Annotated in this window: 12 protein-coding genes; 11 read left to right on the top strand and 1 reads right to left on the bottom strand. The window is 72.4% G+C overall.

What is annotated here, in order from left to right:
• Positions 1–136 precede the first annotated feature (136 nt).
• The 7 genes from ACGFML_RS15690 (at position 137) to ACGFML_RS15660 (ending at position 9,191) form a co-directional block, all read left to right on the top strand.
• Complete coding sequence (locus ACGFML_RS15690) at positions 137–1,342, top strand: 4-hydroxybenzoate 3-monooxygenase (RefSeq protein ID WP_393543953.1); 1,206 nt, start codon at positions 137–139, stop codon at positions 1,340–1,342.
• A gap of 439 nt (positions 1,343–1,781) precedes the next feature.
• Positions 1,782–4,217: a SpoIIE family protein phosphatase gene (locus ACGFML_RS15685; protein ID WP_393544674.1), complete on the top strand. Its 2,436-nt coding sequence runs from the start codon at positions 1,782–1,784 to the stop codon at positions 4,215–4,217.
• Entirely contained in the window at positions 4,214–5,311 is a 1,098-nt protein-coding gene (locus ACGFML_RS15680; RefSeq protein ID WP_393543951.1) for a substrate-binding domain-containing protein, read from the top strand. The genes ACGFML_RS15685 and ACGFML_RS15680 overlap by 4 nt, the downstream gene beginning before the upstream one ends.
• A 10-nt stretch (positions 5,312–5,321) precedes the next feature.
• The gene (locus ACGFML_RS15675) at positions 5,322–6,101 is read left to right on the top strand and encodes an ATP-binding cassette domain-containing protein (protein WP_393543949.1); all 780 of its coding nucleotides are present in this window, start codon (positions 5,322–5,324) and stop codon (positions 6,099–6,101) included.
• Entirely contained in the window at positions 6,098–7,390 is a 1,293-nt protein-coding gene (locus ACGFML_RS15670) for a sugar ABC transporter permease (protein WP_393543948.1), read from the top strand. Before ACGFML_RS15675 ends, ACGFML_RS15670 begins: the two co-directional genes overlap by 4 nt.
• 320 nt (positions 7,391–7,710) lie before the next feature.
• Positions 7,711–8,466, top strand: a complete 756-nt coding sequence (locus ACGFML_RS15665) for a hypothetical protein (RefSeq protein ID WP_393543946.1) — start codon at positions 7,711–7,713, stop codon at positions 8,464–8,466.
• A 281-nt stretch (positions 8,467–8,747) separates the two neighbouring features.
• A complete protein-coding gene (locus tag ACGFML_RS15660; protein ID WP_393543944.1) occupies positions 8,748–9,191 on the top strand; it encodes an Asp23/Gls24 family envelope stress response protein in 444 nt (147 codons plus the stop codon).
• A 22-nt stretch (positions 9,192–9,213) separates the two neighbouring features.
• On the opposite strand, the gene ACGFML_RS15655 is transcribed toward ACGFML_RS15660, so the two are convergent.
• The gene (locus tag ACGFML_RS15655; protein WP_393543942.1) at positions 9,214–11,244 is read right to left on the bottom strand and encodes a M3 family metallopeptidase; all 2,031 of its coding nucleotides are present in this window, start codon (positions 11,242–11,244) and stop codon (positions 9,214–9,216) included.
• Between the two features lie 329 nt (positions 11,245–11,573).
• Here ACGFML_RS15655 and ACGFML_RS15650 point away from each other — a divergent pair, with 329 nt between their 5' ends.
• The 4 genes from ACGFML_RS15650 to ACGFML_RS15635 all read left to right on the top strand — a co-directional run bounded on the left by ACGFML_RS15650 (position 11,574) and on the right by ACGFML_RS15635 (position 16,155).
• Entirely contained in the window at positions 11,574–11,765 is a 192-nt protein-coding gene (locus tag ACGFML_RS15650; RefSeq protein ID WP_393543940.1) for a DUF6381 family protein, read from the top strand.
• A gap of 603 nt (positions 11,766–12,368) precedes the next feature.
• Positions 12,369–13,403 carry a hypothetical protein gene (locus ACGFML_RS15645; RefSeq protein WP_393543938.1) on the top strand — a complete coding sequence of 345 codons (1,035 nt, stop codon included), beginning with the start codon at positions 12,369–12,371 and terminating at the stop codon, positions 13,401–13,403.
• A 48-nt stretch (positions 13,404–13,451) separates the two neighbouring features.
• Entirely contained in the window at positions 13,452–14,720 is a 1,269-nt protein-coding gene (locus ACGFML_RS15640; protein ID WP_393543936.1) for an FAD-dependent monooxygenase, read from the top strand.
• Between the two features lie 22 nt (positions 14,721–14,742).
• Positions 14,743–16,155: an MFS transporter gene (locus tag ACGFML_RS15635; RefSeq protein WP_393543934.1), complete on the top strand. Its 1,413-nt coding sequence runs from the start codon at positions 14,743–14,745 to the stop codon at positions 16,153–16,155.
• Positions 16,156–16,158: the final 3 nt, after the last annotated feature.

Raw genomic sequence — 16,158 nt, 5'->3', positions numbered from 1 at the left:
AGGTCAGCGTACGCACCCCGGTCACCGGGCTCGCGTCGGCATGCCGCCTTCGGGTGCAGGCCGCCGGACCGGCCGTACCCGTCAACCGCCATACTGCGTACGATCTTCGTCCGCGCCCTGAAGGGACCCCCTCGACGTGTCGACTCCCCCCGCCACCCGCGCCCGCACGTCCGTCGTCATCGTGGGGGCCGGTCCCGCCGGGCTCACCGTGGCGAATCTGCTGCACGCGGCCGGTGTCGACTGTGTGGTGCTCGAAGCGGAGAGCCGGGAGTTCGTCGAGCAACGGCCGCGTGCCGGGTTCATCGAGGAATGGGCGGTGCGCGCCCTGTCCCGGCACGGCCTCGCCGAGCGGCTGCTCGAACGGGCCGAAACCCAGGCGGAGTTCGCCTTCCGCTTCGGTGGGGAGCAGCATGTGCTGCGGACGGCGCAGCTGTCGGGCAGCCGTCATTACGTCTATCCGCAGCCGCTGCTGGTCACCGACCTCGTCGCGGCATACGCGGACGGGTCCGGCGGCGATGTGCGCTTCGGCGTACGGGAGGTGCGGCTGCACGAGGTCGACGGCGAGCGGCCGGCGGTGACGTACGCCGATCCGGTCACCGGCGCGCGGCATCTCATCGAGTGCGACTTCATCGCGGGCTGCGACGGTGCCCGCGGGGTGAGCCGGGCCGCGATACCCGCCGACCGGATGGTCATGACGCGGTACGACCACGGCGTCGCCTGGCTCGCGCTGCTCGCCGAGGCGCCGCCGTCCGCGGCCGGGGTGGTCTTCGGTATCCACGAGAGCGGGCTCGGCGCCCATATGGCCCGCAGCCCCGAGGTCACCCGCTACTACCTTCAGGTCGCGCCCGGCGAACGGGCGGAGGAGTGGTCGCACGAGCGGGTGTGGGACGCCTTGCGCACCCGGCTCGCCGCCGCGGGCGCCCCGCCGCTCACCGAAGGACCGCTGATCGAGAAGGTGGTCCTGGGCATGCACAACTACGTGGTGGAGCCCATGTCCTACGGGCGCCTCTTCCTGGCGGGCGACGCGGCGCACCTCGTCGCGCCGATCGCCGCGAAGGGCATGAATCTCGCGATCAACGATGCGCTGCTGCTCGGCGACGCCCTGATCGCGCACTATCAGGGCGACGACCGCGGCCTCGCCGGCTATTCGGAGGCATGTCTGCGGCGCGTCTGGCAGTACCTGGAGTTCTCGCAGTGGCTGTCGGACGTGCTGCACGGCGCCTCGTCGGGCGACCGGTTCCGGGCGGGCACCGCCGCGGCCCGGCTGCGGCGGCTGCTCGGCTCGAAGTCCGCGGCGAAGGCGTTCGCGGGGCTGTACATCGGCGAGGAGGCGGACCTGTGACGCCGCCGGAACGCGCCGTCGCGCCCAACGCAACCTGCGCAGCCTGACCTCCCCTGCACGGCAGGACGGGCAGGAGTTCCTCCGGGCGGCGGCCCGGATCGGAATCCCGGTCACGGTCAGTCGGTATCCGCTCGACCGGACTCCGCTCGACCGGACTCCGGACGCGCTCACGGATCCGGCGGCCGACCGGGCCCAGGGGGCCGCGGTACGGGAACCCGGTTGACCGGCCCGACGGGCCGGGGGCACACACCAGACCCCGCTCCCTGCTCCGAACCACCGACCTAGCTGCCTCTCCCTTGATGCCGCACCATGGAAGGAAAGCGGTAAATGGCGAAATGCCCGATGAGGGCAGGCCGGGGTGGACGCCCCGACCCCGAGGGCGGATACGGCGACCGTGGCGTACAACGACGGCTTCCCGCGTACGGAGGCGGTGCAAGCAGTGACCGCGCAGGTCCTTGGCTCTTCCGGGACCGAACTGACCGCCGTCTATGTGCCGGCCGATGACGACGGTGATCTTCTGCTGGCCGGGCCGGCCGTCGGCGTCGGAATCCCCCGCGGACTGCCGAGACGCTGCCCCCTCTCCGGTGACTCCCCGATCGCCACGGCCTTCCGCACGGGGCGCCCCCTGTGGCTGGGCCCGGCGGAATTCGCGGCCGGCGGGCCGGTGGGCGTACTGCCGCTGGGCGGGGACACCCAGCGGCTGGGGTGCCTGGTGGTCGTGGACCAGGGCGCGAACGGCTTCCGTGCCGAACGGCGCAGCCTGCTGGAGCTGCACGCCGACCAGGTGGCGGCGGGTCTGGAGGGCATCGCGGCCCGCGGCGACGGACGGACCGGGGGGCGTACCGCGCCGGACCGACGCACGCTGCCGGCCCGCGGTTTGGCCACTCTGTGGGGCGGCGCGTTCACGCTGCGGCTGAGCACCGGGCGGATGGCGGCGGAGGCGCGGGTGCTGGAGCTGTTCGGCATCGTGCCGGCGGAGTTCGACGGCCGGGTGGAGACGCTGCTGGCGCGCACCGCCCCGGACGATGTGCCGGCGCTGATGGCCATCGTGGAGCCGGGCCGGCTGCCTTCCCCTGGTCAGCAGCTGTCGTTCCGGATCCGCCTGCCCAACGGTGAACTGCGCTGGCTGAGCCTGCGCTGCCGAGTGCCGGTGGGCACCGACGGCACACCGGAGCGTGTGCTGGGCGTGGTCGCCGACGCCTCCTGTCTGCGACCCAGCGCAGACGAGGTCGCCGTTGTGCAGCGGTTGTCGGCGGCGCTGGCCGGGGCGACGACCATCCGGGACGTCAGCCGGGTGGTGGCCGGCGCCCTGCGGGTGCCCCTGGGCGCCGACCGGGTGGCGGTCGCCGAGCTGGAGGCCGACCGGTTCGTGGTGACCGTCCTCGATCCCGCGGATCCGGATGCCTGGCCCGCGGAATGGCGCTCGGAGTGGCGCTCCGAATGGCCCGACGCCTCCTGCCACACCCTGCCCACCCTGGAGGCCGCGCTACGCGCCGGTCAGGTGTCCCTGTGGCCCCCGGACGCCGTCCTCGAACCCGGCCTCATGGGTGTCGGCCCCGGCGGCCTGGCCGTACTGCCGCTGCCGGCGGACGGCCGGGTGGTGGGAGCGTGCCTGGTCGGCTGGGACCGGGAGCACCGGTTCGGGCCGGAGGAGCGGTCGCTGCTCACCGCGACCGCCGGGCTCGCCGGACAGGCCCTGGTCCGCGCCCACGCACTGGACGCCCGGCACGAGCTGACCACCATGCTCCAGCGCAGTCTGCTGCCCCGGAAGCTGCCGAAACTGGCCGGTGGGGTGGCCGCCGCACGCTATCTGCCGGCCACCGTGGGGCTCGACGTGGGCGGCGACTGGTACGACGTCATCCCGCTGTCCGACGGTCACGTGGCGCTGGTCATCGGCGATGTGCAGGGCCACAGCGCCGGAGCCGCGACGATCATGGGCCAGATGCGCACGGCCATCAGGGCCTACGCGGTGGAGGGCCACCCGCCCGACGTGGTGGTCGCCCACACCAACCGCCTGCTCGTCGGCATGGAGACCGATCTCTTCGCCACCTGCTGCTATGTCGATCTGGACATGGAGGAGGGCATCGCATGGTTCGTCCGGGCCGGACACCTGCCGCCGCTGCTGCGGCATCCCGACGGCAGCACCGAGGAACTGTCCGTCGAGGGCGGCCCCCCGCTGGGGGTGATCGTCGACGGTGAGTTCCCGCTGACCGAGGTGGGCCTGGCCCCTGGGACCGTCCTGACGCTGCTCACCGACGGCCTGGCCGAGTCGGCGAGCCTCCCTCTGGAGAACGGGCTGCGAAAGGTACGCGAGGCGCTCGGTGCGGCGGATCCGGCCGACGCCGGGCGGGTGGCCGAGGAGCTGATCGGCAGCGCCCAGCGACGCGACGACGACGTGGCGGTGCTGGTCCTGCGCTACGACGGGATGCAGAGCCGCCCGACCCGGGCCCGCTGGACGGTGTGGCGGCTTCCCGACGCGGTGATGCACGCCCGGCGCTTCACCGCGCGCACGCTGCGGTCCTGGCAGGCGACGCAGGAGATGGACGTGGCCCTGCTGGTGGTGTCCGAGCTGGTCACCAACGCCATCGCCCATACCCAGGGCGAGGTCCGGCTGGATCTGACCCTGGCCGCGGGCCGGTTGCGGATCGCGGTGAACGACACGTCGCCGCGGGCCCCCGTCAAACCCGCCGGCGTGGACTGGGAGGCGACCGGTGGCCGCGGGCTGCTGCTCGTCGAGGCGGTGTCGGCGTCGTGGGGCTCGGTGCCGCTGAGCGGCGGCAAGCAGGTGTGGAGCGAGGTCGAGCTGTCGCCCGGCGAACGGCTGCCCGCGGCGGGAGTCGCTCCGCCACGGCCGCGAGGAGGACCGCCGAGGTGACCGGCCGCCGCCGTAGGGCCGCCGTCGTCCTCGCCGGGCTGTGCCTGGCCGTCGGCGCTGCGGCCTGCGGAAACGCCGGCGAGGCGCACCCACCGGGCGGCCACGCCTCCGGCGGCGTGAAGATCGGCCTGCTGCTGCCGGACTACACCAGCCGCTTCGAGAAGTTCGACCGGCCCCTGATCGAGCGGAAGGTCCACCAGCTGTGCCCCACCTGCACGGTGGAGTTCGCCAGTGCGCAGCACGATGTGGCCACCCAGCAGCAACAGGTGGACGCGATGATCACCAAGCGGGTCCAGGTGATGATCCTGGACGCCGTCGACTCCCGGTCGCTCCGCTCCTCGGTCGAGAACGCCCGGCGGGCGGGCATCCAGGTCGTCGCGTACGACCGTCTCGCGGAAGGGCCGGTCTCGGGCTATGTGACCTTCGACGGTGCCCGGGTCGGCCGACTGCAGGGCGCGGCGCTGCTCACGGCGCTCGGCGGCAAGGCGCACGGCGGCCGGATCGTCATGATGAACGGTGCCCCGACCGACCCCAACTCCGCCTGGTTCAAGGGGGGCGCGCTGGCCGTCCTCCACGGCAAGGTGCGGATCGGCGCGTCCTACGAGACCGCGGGGTGGCGGCCCGAGAACGCCAACGCCAACATGTCGGGGGCCATCTCGGCCCTCGGCGCCGACCGGATCGACGGCGTCTACGCCGCCAACGACGGTCTCGCCGGCGGCGTCATCGCCGCGATGAAGGCCGCCAAGATCTCTCCCCTGCCCCCGGTCACCGGGCAGGACGCCGAACTCGCCGCCGTCCAGCGCATCCTGCGGGGCGAACAGCTCATGAGCGTCTACAAGCCCTTCGCACCGGAAGCCGCCACCGCCGCCGCGATGGCCGTCGCGCTGGGCCACGGCAGATCGCTCGACGGCATCACCGACCAGAAGGTCGACAGCCCCACGACACACGGCATCCCGGCCGTCCTGCTCGACCCCGTCGCCCTGAACGTCCACACCATCAAGAGCACCGTCGTCAAGGACGGTATGTACACGATCGATCAGATCTGCACGCCCAAGTTCGCGGCCGCCTGTGCCAGGGCGGGCCTGACCGGATGAGGCGGTACCCATGGCCGCACCCCCGCTGCTGTCACTGCGCGGAATCTACAAGCGGTACGGCGCCGTGGAGGCGCTCCGTGACGTCGCGCTGGAGATCCGCGCCGGGCAGGTCGTCGCGCTGGTGGGCGACAACGGCGCGGGCAAGTCCACGCTCGTCAAGGTGATCGCCGGCGTCGACCCCGCCGATGAGGGCGTCATCGAGTGGGAGGGCCGCCGAGTTCAGATCCATCGGCCGCACGACGCCCGGCACATGGGGATCGCCACCGTCTACCAGGACCTCGCGCTGTGCGACAACCTGGATGTCGTCGGCAATCTCTTCCTCGGGCGCGAGATCCACCGGGCCGGTGTCCTCGACGAGGTCGAGATGGAACGCCTCACCCTGGACCTGCTCGACACCCTCGCCATCCGGATGCCCAGCGTGCGCCTGCCCGTCGCGTCCCTCTCCGGTGGCCAGCGGCAGACCGTGGCGATCTCCCGCTCGCTCCTGGGCGAACCCCGGCTGGTGCTGCTGGACGAGCCCACCGCCGCACTCGGTATCGAGCAGACCGCCCAGGTCCTCGACCTGGTCGACCAGCTCCGCGAACGCGGTCTGGGCGTGCTGCTGGTCAGCCACAACATGGGGGACGTCAAGGCCGTCGCGGACTGGGTCGCCGTGCTGCGGCTCGGCGGCAACAACGGGTTCTTCGACGTGACGAGCACCTCGCACGAACAGATCATCTCCTCCATCACCGGGGCCACGGACAACGCCGTCACCCGCCGGACGACACACGGGTGGGAGCTGGAGCCGTGAGCCGGACCTGGCCGCTCGGAAAGCGCGGACCGCGGCGCGCGGGAGACCCTCGCGCCGGGGGCGCGGCGGGCGGCCAGGGCCGTGGTCCGGCGACCGTGGCCGGTCGCGGGGTGCACGGGGCCGTGGCGGCGTTCACCCGGCGGTTCCGCAGCGGCGAGCTCGGTTCGCTCCCCGTCGTCCTCGGCCTCGTGGTGGTGTGGATCATCTTCGAGACCGCCAACGCCAACTTCCTCTCGCCGCGGAACCTGTCCAACCTGAGCGTGGACATCGTCGGCACCGGCCTGATCGCGATCGGCGTCGTCTTCGTGCTGCTGCTCGGCGAGATCGACCTGTCCGTCGGATCCGTGAGCGGCCTCTCCGCGGCCGCGTTCGCGGTGCTGAACGTCAAGCAGGGCCTGCCGGAGGGGGTGGCGCTGCTGCTGGCGGTGCTGACCGGTACGGCCATCGGAGCCGTGCAGGGATTCTTCTTCGCCAAGGTCGGCGTGCCCGCCTTCGTGGTGACCCTGGCCGGCCTGCTGGGCTGGAACGGCCTGATGCTCTACCTCCTGGGTTCGGACGGCACCATCAACCTCGACGACGAGGGGCTGGTCGCCATGCTGACCGGCCACTACTTCACCGACGTCGCCGCCGCCTACGGCCTGGCGGCGGTCGGTACCGCCGGGTACTTCCTCGTCTGCTACCTGGACACCAGGCGGCGGCGCGCGGCCGGCGTACCGTCCCGGCCGCTGCGCGCGACCCTCGTGCGCACGGCCCTGCTCGCCGCGGTCAGCCTGGCCGCGGCCGCCGTCCTCAACCAGTTCCAGGGCCTGCCCCTGGCCCTGCTGATCTTCGTCGTCTTCCTGGTGGGCCTGGACGTGGTGCTGCGGCGCACGCCCTACGGACGGATGATCTTCGCGCTCGGCGGCAGCGTGGAGGCCGCCCGCCGCACCGGCCTCAACGTCGGCCTGGTGCGGATCTCGGTCTTCATGGTCTCCGGGACGATGGCCGCGATCGGCGGCCTGTTCCTGGCGTCCCGCGTCACCTCCGCCAGCCAGACCTCGGGCTCCGGCAACCTGCTGATGGACGCGATCGCCGCGGCGGTCATCGGCGGGACCAGCATGTTCGGCGGCCGGGGACGGACCTGGTCCGCGCTGCTCGGCGTGCTGGTCATCCAGTCGATCGCGTCCGGTGTGGCGCTCATGGGGATTCAGACGGCCGTTCAGTTCATGATCACCGGTGGGGTGCTGCTCCTCGCGGTGGTCATCGACTCGCTGTCCCGGCGCGCCCAGAAGGCCCACGGCCGGGTGTGAGCGGTACCCGGCCGGGAGCGGGCGCGTCCGGTGGCACCCACCACCCGATCGGCCCACCCGCCGCCGGGCGGCCTCCGCCGGGGAGCCCGGTATCCCCGGTGCCGACCGGCCCCGTGGGGGCGGGCGGCGCCCGACTGCGGTTGCGGCCCCCGAGAGGGCCGAGAAGCATGGACGAGAATGTGACGCCGGGCGGAGTCGTCGGCGGACGACTCGTGGCTCTCCACCGGCCGCGCCGGTTCACCTGCCCCCTTTCCGAACGCCACTGGGCGAGCACCCAGGGTGGGAAAGGGCACTGCCGAAGGGACGGCAACTTCATGGTCGTGAAGGACGGACCCGAGAGCACACCGCCCCCCGCAAGCACACCGCCCCGGCTGGGAGAGCCGCCGTCGGCGGACGGGCGGCGGCACGAACGCCGCCCCCTCCAGGAGGAACACCGATGGAACTTCGCCGGTTCCGGCGGCCTCGGCACGGCGCTCGCGGAGGCGCTGTACGCCATGAGCGGCACCGGGGCGTACGCGGAGGAGAACTATGAGCGGGCACTCGACGCGCTGCACGGGTATCCCTCCGAGGAGGTCGCCGCACTGCTGCAACGGGGCTGGGACACCTTGCCGGAGAGCGCCTATCCCGACCGCTGGGGCGTCGTCCAACTGCTCACCGACCTTCGGCTGCCGACCGCGACCGACGTCTTCGGGACCATCCTGGCCACCCCGATCCCACCGGAGCGTGCCCCCGAGGACGCGCACCGGTTCTCCACCGTCGGGGAGGAGATCATCCTGCGGACCACCGCCGTCGAAGGACTCGCACGGTTGGCCGCCCAGGACGACGCCGGCGCGGTCGACCTGCTCATACGGCAGGTGACAGGCGGGCACCGCAGCGTGCAGGTGGCGTCCGTGATGGCACTGCGGGTGCTCGGCGAGGACGCCGGTGTCGATGTCTCCATCCTGGTGCCCGAAGAGGACCAGGAACTGCTGCGGATCCGCCGTTCCGATGTCGCCCGGCTCCCGCGGGGCTACGACGTCGACGACCTCCGTACTCCCGGCGCAGGCGCCGAAGGGCCGCCTGCGCCGCCGTGTTGAGCGGGCATCGACGCGGCCCGGCTCCGGCCCGGTTCGGGCGACGTACCGGGCCGGTCGGCGCCTGCGCCGCAATACCCCCGCACCGGCGCGCTGTTACCCCGCGGCGCCCGAACCTTCCCGCCGGCACCCCGCCCCGGGTTCGGCGTTCCGCCCGGCCACCGCAGGGCCGCCAGGCCCCCGACCACGGCGTCCCGGTCCGCAGAGGCGGGATCCCCTGGGACGCCCTAGCGTGAAGAGGTGGACCGATTCTTGCTCCCGGTGGAGCAAAGGGGTGATGCGCCATGACCGACTTCAACGAGCGCCGTCCGCAGGGGACTCAGCGGGCCGGCGCCCCTCGGGAGCGCGGGAGGACGACCATCGCGGACGGCGTGGTCGCCAAGATCGCCTACCTCGCCGCGGAGGAGGTGCCCGGCGTCCACGCACTGGGCAGCGGCTTCTCCAGATCCGTCGGCGCCCTGCGCAAACGCGTCCCGGGAGGGCCGGGCACCACCGTCCACGGCGTCAAGGTCGAGGTCGGCGAGACGCAGGCCGCGGTCGACCTGGACATCATCGTCGAGTACGGCGAGATCATCCCCGAGGTGGCCGGTGCCGTCCGGGAGAACGTGATCTCCGCCGTCGAGCGGATGACCGGCTTCGAGGTCGTGGAGGTGAACACCGCGGTGAGCGATGTGAAGCTGCCCGACGAACCGGACGAGTCCGAGACGCCGCGGGAACGCGTGGTGTGAACACGGGCGTACGGGGGCGCGGTCAGCCGGCCGTCAGGCCGTGCCGGGCCAGCAGCGGTCCGATCTCCGGGTCGCGCCCGACAACCGCCCGGAACGCCCTCATGGGATCGACGCCCCCGCCCTTGGCGAGGAGTTCGCGGCGGAAGATCTCACCGCTCTCGCGCACCGTCTTCCCGTTCTCGCGAAACCATCGCACGGTGTCGGCGTCCAGCACCTCGGCCCAGCGGTAGCCGTAGTAACCGGCGGCGTAGTCGCCGCCGAAGACATGGGCGAAGTAGCCGGTGCGGTAACGCGGCGGGATCGCGGCCAGGGCGAGCCCGTACCGCTCCAGCGCGGCGGTCTCGAAGGCCTCGGCGCCGTCCGGGTCGAGCGGCCCGCCGTCGACGGGGAGGGAGTGCCAGGCCCAGTCGAGCAGCGCGGCCGCAAGGTGCTCGACCATCCGGAAACCGACGCCGAAGCTCTCCGCCTCGCGCAGCCGTGCCGGCAGCTCGGGCGGCATCGGCTCGCCGGTGAGGTGGTGGCGCGCGTAGTGGGCCAGCACCTCGGGCCGGTCCGCCCACATCTCGTTGACCTGCGAGGGGAATTCCACGAAGTCGCGCGGCACCTTCGTGCCGGACAGGGTCGGGTGCCGGACGTCGGAGAACAGGCCGTGCAGCGCGTGGCCGAATTCGTGGAAGAGGGTCGTGACCTCACTCCAGGTGAGCAGCACCGGCTCGCCCGCCGGCGGCTTGGCGATGTTCAGGTGGTTGATGACCACCGGCTTCTGACCGAGCAGGTGGGACTGGGCCACGAGCTCGTCCATCCAGGCGCCGCCGCGCTTGGAGGGGCGGGCGTGGAAGTCGCCGATGTAGAGGCCCAGCGGGCCGCCGTCGGTGTCGTGCACCTCGAAGACGCGGGCGTCGGGATGCGGCCCCACCAGGTCGGTGCGCTCGGTGAAGGTGATGCCGTAGACCAGCTCGGCGGCGTGGAAGACGCCGTTGCGCAGTACGTTGTCCAGCTCCAGGTACGGGCGCAGCGCGGCGGCGTCGACGTCGAACCGCTCCTTGCGGATCCGCTCGGAGTAGTACTGCCAGTCGGCCGCGCTGATCTCGTCCACTCCGGCGGCCTCGGCGAGCGCATCGCCCTCGCGGGCGGCGTTGGTGAGGGCGGGGGCGATCAGCCGGCCCAGCATGTCCTCGACGGCACCGGTGGATCCGGCGGTCCCGTCGGCGACCACCCACGCGGCGTGGCTGGGGTGGCCCAGCAGGGCGGCGCGCTCGGCGCGCAGGGTGGCCAGGGCGACGGCGACCGGGCCGTTGCTCGTGCTGCCGCGCCCCAGGGAGGCGGCGAGCAGCCGCTCGCGCAGCGCCGGGTCCGCCAGCGCGGCGAGCTCGCTCTGGTGGGAGAAGTTCTTCAGGCTGAGCACGTACTTACCGTGGTGGCCTCGGGCGTCGGCGTTCTCGGCGGCGGCCGCGATCTGGTCCGCGGGCAGCCCCGCCAGTTCCTCGGCGCGATCCAGCACCAGTGCGGCGTCGGCGGTGGCGGTGCGCAGGTTCTGCTGGAACTCGGTGCAGCGGGAGGCGATCTCGGCGTTCAGCTCGCGCAGCCGCCGCTGCTGCTGGGGGGTGAGGCGGGCGCCGGCCCGTACACGCTGGGTGTGGTGGCGCTCCAGAATCCGCAGCTGCTCGTCGTCCAGGTCGAGTCGGCCGCGCCGTGTGAAGAGGTCGTCGAAGCGGGCGAACAGGGCGGGATCGAGCAGCAGGGCGTCGTCGTGGGCGGCCAACCGGGGCGCGATCTCGGCCTCGATGGCCTGGATCTCCGCGTCGGTGTCCGCGTCCGCCGCGTTGCGGAAGACGCGACGGACCCGGCGCAGTACCGAGCCGCTGCGCTCCAGGGCCTCGACGGTGTTCTGGAAGGTCGCGGGCTCGGCACGGCCCCCGATGGCCGCCACCTCGGCCAGCTGGTCGGCCATCCCACGCTCGAAGGCCGGCCGGTAGTGCGCGGGCCGGATCCGGGCGAACGGCGGCAGCTCGTAGGGCAGTTCACTCTGCTGGAAGAAGGGGTTCGAGGTCACGGAAACCGACCCTACGCCCGGGGGTGGCGCGTGGTACGGCGGTTTGCGCACGGTGGACCCTGCCGTGGGTCCGGCGCGGCTTCCGGTCGACGGCAGCGGCGTCCGGGCCGGCCGGCGCGACCGCCGCTCATCGGCGATGCCGGTCCCCGGGTGCCGACGAAGCCGGGCGTCGGCGGAGCGCCGGCGAGCCCGCGCACCGGCGCTTCGGCGGGCCGGCCGACCCTCGTGTGATGCGCGGGTCACACAGGGTCGCCCTCCGAAGTGCCGGGATGCGCGGACCCTGGTTGGCTGAGGTATGGCGACTGTCCGCCACCGACCGAGGAGTGATCATGGGCGCTACGGATGAAGCAGGTGAGCGTCTCCAGCAGATGCGCGAGAAGGCCCAGCAGCTGACCGAGGCCGCCGAGCACGCCAAGGACCCCAAGGAGCGGGAGCGACTTCAGGAGAAGGCACGCAAGCTGCAGAGCCGGACCGAGCAGGAGAGCAGCATGGGCGGCGGGGACATCTTCCCGTCCAAGTGACACCCCACGCCGCAGACACCGGCCGGTGACCCCGGCGGCCAGGGCGTCCTCGCGGATGCCCGTACGGCCCGAGGGTCACCGGCCGCGCTCCTCTCCGGACCGAAGGCCGATCACCGCCGCACCGCCGCACCGCCCGTCCAAGACGGCGTGCCCGGCGGGGCCGGCGGGGTCGGCGGGGCCGGCGGGGCCGGTCCCCCGTCGTCATCCCGGCCGAAGGCCCTCACCATGCCCAGCGCGCGCCGGATCGTCGCCCGCGTCCACGGCCGTGGACGGGGCGTCCTCGGGACAGTCGCGGAAAAGCGGCCGGCCCCGTTCCCGTGCCCGCCCTGCGGCAGTACCGGAACGGGGCCGGCCGCTTTTCCGCCCTGATGCGGAAACGGCCGCCAAGTCGCCGCGCGCCCCTTGCCAAGCCGGATAGTACGTGTTCGGATTATCTCCGTCGGGTGCTCCACATCTGGGGCATCACCGCAGATCAGAGCATGCCCGCAGGTCCGCACTCCGGCTCCGCCGCCACCTCACGACCGGTCACGACCGCCTCCGTCCGCTTCGGAGGCAATCCCTCGCACGTCACCGAGCCCGCCCACACCTCCTTGGAGGTCACCCGTGTTCGATCTCTCCGCCGTCGATCTGCTCGACGCCTTCACCCGTCAGCTGCGGCTCTGCAAACTGCGCGAGGGCGAGCACGTCGTCGTCCTCGCCGAACCGGACAGCCGCGGCGACTACGTCGCGGCCGCGTTCGGCGCCGCCAAGGCGTGCGGCGCGCATGTCATCGCGGCCACGGTGCCCGGTGGGACGCCGGCGCCGATGCCCAGCACGCACACCGGCGCCGGCCCCGGCCTGACCTCCGTACTGCACGACACCACGGCCCAGGAACTGCTCAAGTCCGCCGATCTGGTGGTCGATCTGACCCGGGAGGGCTTCATCCACGCCCCGGTGCAGCAGGAGATCCTGCGGGCCGGCACCCGCATCATCTTCGTCTGCGACGCACCCGAGGTCCTGATCCGCAACCTGCCGACGGCGTCGGACAAGGACGAGGTACTGCGCGGCGTCGAACTGCTCGAGCGGTCGTCGGTGATGCGGGTCACCTCCGCGGCCGGCACCGACCTGACCGTTCAACTCGCGGGGGCAAAACCGGAGTTCCAGTGCGGCTTCGCCGACGACCCGGGCCGCTGGGACCACTGGCCGAGCACCATGGTGCTGTGCTGGCCGGAGATCTCCGACGGGCAGTTGGTCCTCGCGCCGGGAGACATCCTGCTGCCCTTCAAGGAGTACGTCCGTGAGCCGGTGACCCTCCAGATCGCGGGAGGGCACATCGAGAAGGTCAGCGGCGGCGCCGAGGCCGATCTGCTCACCACCTTCTTCGCGGACTCGCGGGACACCTGGGCGCGCAGCCTCTCCCACATGGGCTGGGGCCTGATGCGCAGCGCCGACTGGTTCGCCACCGCGATGTACGGCAAGGACGAGCTGATGGGCATGGACGCCCGGGCCTTCGCGGGCAACTTCCTGTGGTCCACCGGACCGCATCCGGTGCTGGGCCGGGAGTCGTACGCGCACCTCGACATCGCCATGCGCGGCTGTTCGGTGTCGGTCGACGGGACGGAGGTCGTCACGGACGGACGGCTCGCCGACGCTCCCTGACACCGTCGCCCCCCTACGGTCCGCGTCGCCCCACCCCCTGGAGGAAATGTGGTGTCCAGCCAGTCGTACGAAGTCACCGTCGCCGGCGGCGGCCTGGGCGGTCTGACCGCCGCGCTGGCACTGCGCCGGCGCGGTCTGCGGGTCACCGTGCTGGAGCAGGCCGACCGGCTGGGCGAGGTCGGCGCGGGGATCCAGACCGCGCCGAACGCCAGCCGGGTGCTGCTCGGGCTCGGGCTGCGACGGCAACTCGAGGCGATCCACACCGAGCCGCTCGACCAGGTCCGGCGGCGCTGGGCGGACGGCAGCGTCATCGGGCTGACCTCGCTCGGCCAGTTCTGCAAGGACCGGTTCAACGCCCCCTACTGGCACTACCACCGGGCCGATCTGCACCGTGTGATCATGGATGCCTGTCTGGATCCGGCGGGTCCGGGGCCGGTGGTCGCGATGCACACCGCGAGCCGGGTCGTCGCGGTGGACCGCAGCCGCCCCGAACGGCCGACGGCGGTCACCGAGGACGGGCGGCGGTTCGCCTGTGACGTCCTGATCGGGGCGGACGGTGTCCGCTCGCGGGTACGCGAACTGATCGGGGCCCCCGACACCCTGCTGTTCTCCGGCGAGATGGCGTTCCGGGCGCTCATCCCCGGCGATCTGATCGCCGCGGACCCGGCGACGCGCTGGCTGGTCGACCGCTTCCAGAGCACCATCTGGTACGGGCCGGACCGCCATCTGGTGCACTACATGATCCGCGGCGGTGAGTATCTGAACGTGGTGGCGTGCGTGCCGTGCAGCGACGAGGTCGCCGAGCAGTGGACGGTACCGGCGACCGCTCAGGATCTGGTGGAGGCGTTCCCCGGCTGGGACGACCGGGTGCCGGCGATGCTGTCGAAGGCCAAGGAGAACGTCGGCTGCTTCGCGCTCCACCACCGGCGGCGGGACCCGGTGTGGATGGACGGGCACGTCGCCCTGCTCGGCGACGCCTGCCACGCCATGCTCCCCTACCAGGCACAAGGGGCCTCGCAGGCGATGGAGGACGCGGCGGTACTCGCCGAGGAGCTGGGAGCGGTCACCGCGGCCGGCGTGGAGGGCGCGCTGCGGCGGTACGTCGACCGGCGCGCCCAGCACGCCGGGATGGTGCAGGAGGCGTCCCTGCAGAACAAGACCTTCTACCACTTCCCCGACGGCCCCGAACAGCGGGCCCGTGACGCGAAGCTGCGACACTTCGACGGTGAATCGGATCTGTCCTACGACTGGTTGTGGCGCGGCACACCGCTCCACGACCCCGATCCGGTCGCGTTCTCCTATCAGTTCGCCCGCTGACCTCCGGCCGTCAGGAGCCCTCGTGAAAACAGGCGACCACATCGTTCAGGAACTCCCCTGGAAATGGGGAGTTCAAGGCAAGATCTTCCTCATCGGTGGCCTCGGCTATCTCTTCGACGCATACGACATCGCCCTGAACGGCTTTCTGATGCCGCTGCTGGGAAAGCACTTCGACCTCACGTTAGGAGCCCGGGGCCTGGTCGCCACCGCGAATCTGGTGGGGATGGCGGTCGGCGCGGTGGCCTGGGGCGCGGTAGCGGACCGGATCGGCCGTAAGCGGGCCTTCAGCGTCACGCTGCTGATCTTCGCGCTGTTCTCGGTGGCGGGGGCCTGTGCGCCGACGTACCCCGTCTTCCTCGTGCTGCGGTTCCTGGCCGGGGTGGGGCTCGGCGGCTGCATTCCCGTCGACTACGCGCTGGTGGGCGAGTTCGCGCCGCGGAAGTACCGGGGGCGGGTGCTGACCGCACTGGATGTGTGGTGGCCGATCGGGGTGACGCTGTGCGGGCTGGTGTCGACGGCCATGCTCACGCTGGACGACGGCTGGCGGTGGATGCTCGCCGTGATGAGCCTGCCGGCACTGCTGCTGTTCTGGGTGCGCCGCGGCGTTCCGGAGTCGCCGGTCTATCTGACGAAGAAGGGCCGGGAGGCGGAGGCGCGGGCGGTCATCGATGCGCTGGTGGCCCGTACGGGCGCGGCGCCGGAACCCTATGTGATCCCGGCGCCGGTGGCTCCCGCGGGGCGGCGGGGACCGCGTGCCGTCGCCGAACAGCTCGGCCGCATCTGGTCGTTCAGCCCCCGTATCACCTCGGCCGCCTGGCTGCTGTTCGTCACCGTCATGCTCGTCTACTACGCCGCGCTCAGCTGGATGCCGTCCATCCTCAAGGAGCAGGGCCTGGCCGACACCGCGGCGTTCATGGGCACCACGGTGATGAGCGGGGTGGGGATCATCGGGGTGCTGGTGTCCACGGCGCTCGTCGATCGGATCGGGCGCAAATGGCTGCTCGGCCTCTCGGCGCCGCTCGCCTCCGCCGCGCTGGTGGTCTGCGCCCTGACGCTGAGCATGCCCACCGGTTCGGTGGTCGCCATCGCGGTCTTCGGCTTCCTGATCCAGCTGGCCGTCCCCGTGCTGTACGCCTACGTGGCCGAGCTGTACCCGACACACCTTCGGGCCAGCGGCTTCGGCTGGGCCTCGTCGGTCAGCCGGGCGCTCACCGGGTTCGCGCCGCTGCTCTTCGGCACGGTGATGTGGCCGGTGCTCGGGCTGCCGCTCACCTTCGGAGTGTTGGGCCTGGCCGTCCTGGTCGCCGTGGTCTGGATGGCGTACGCGGCGCCGGAGACGAACGGGCGCGCCCTGGACGGCGAGAGCACGGCCGGCGCCCCGTCGGTCCCGCCGGGGCTGCCACGGCAGGGCGATCCGGCGCGCGCCCGCCCGTGACCG

Origin of the sequence: Streptomyces sp. NPDC048650, from assembly GCF_043199095.1 — a bacterium.
In the GTDB taxonomy this organism is placed as follows: Bacteria; Actinomycetota; Actinomycetes; order Streptomycetales; family Streptomycetaceae; genus Streptomyces.
This window is presented reverse-complemented; position numbering and strand designations above follow the sequence as displayed.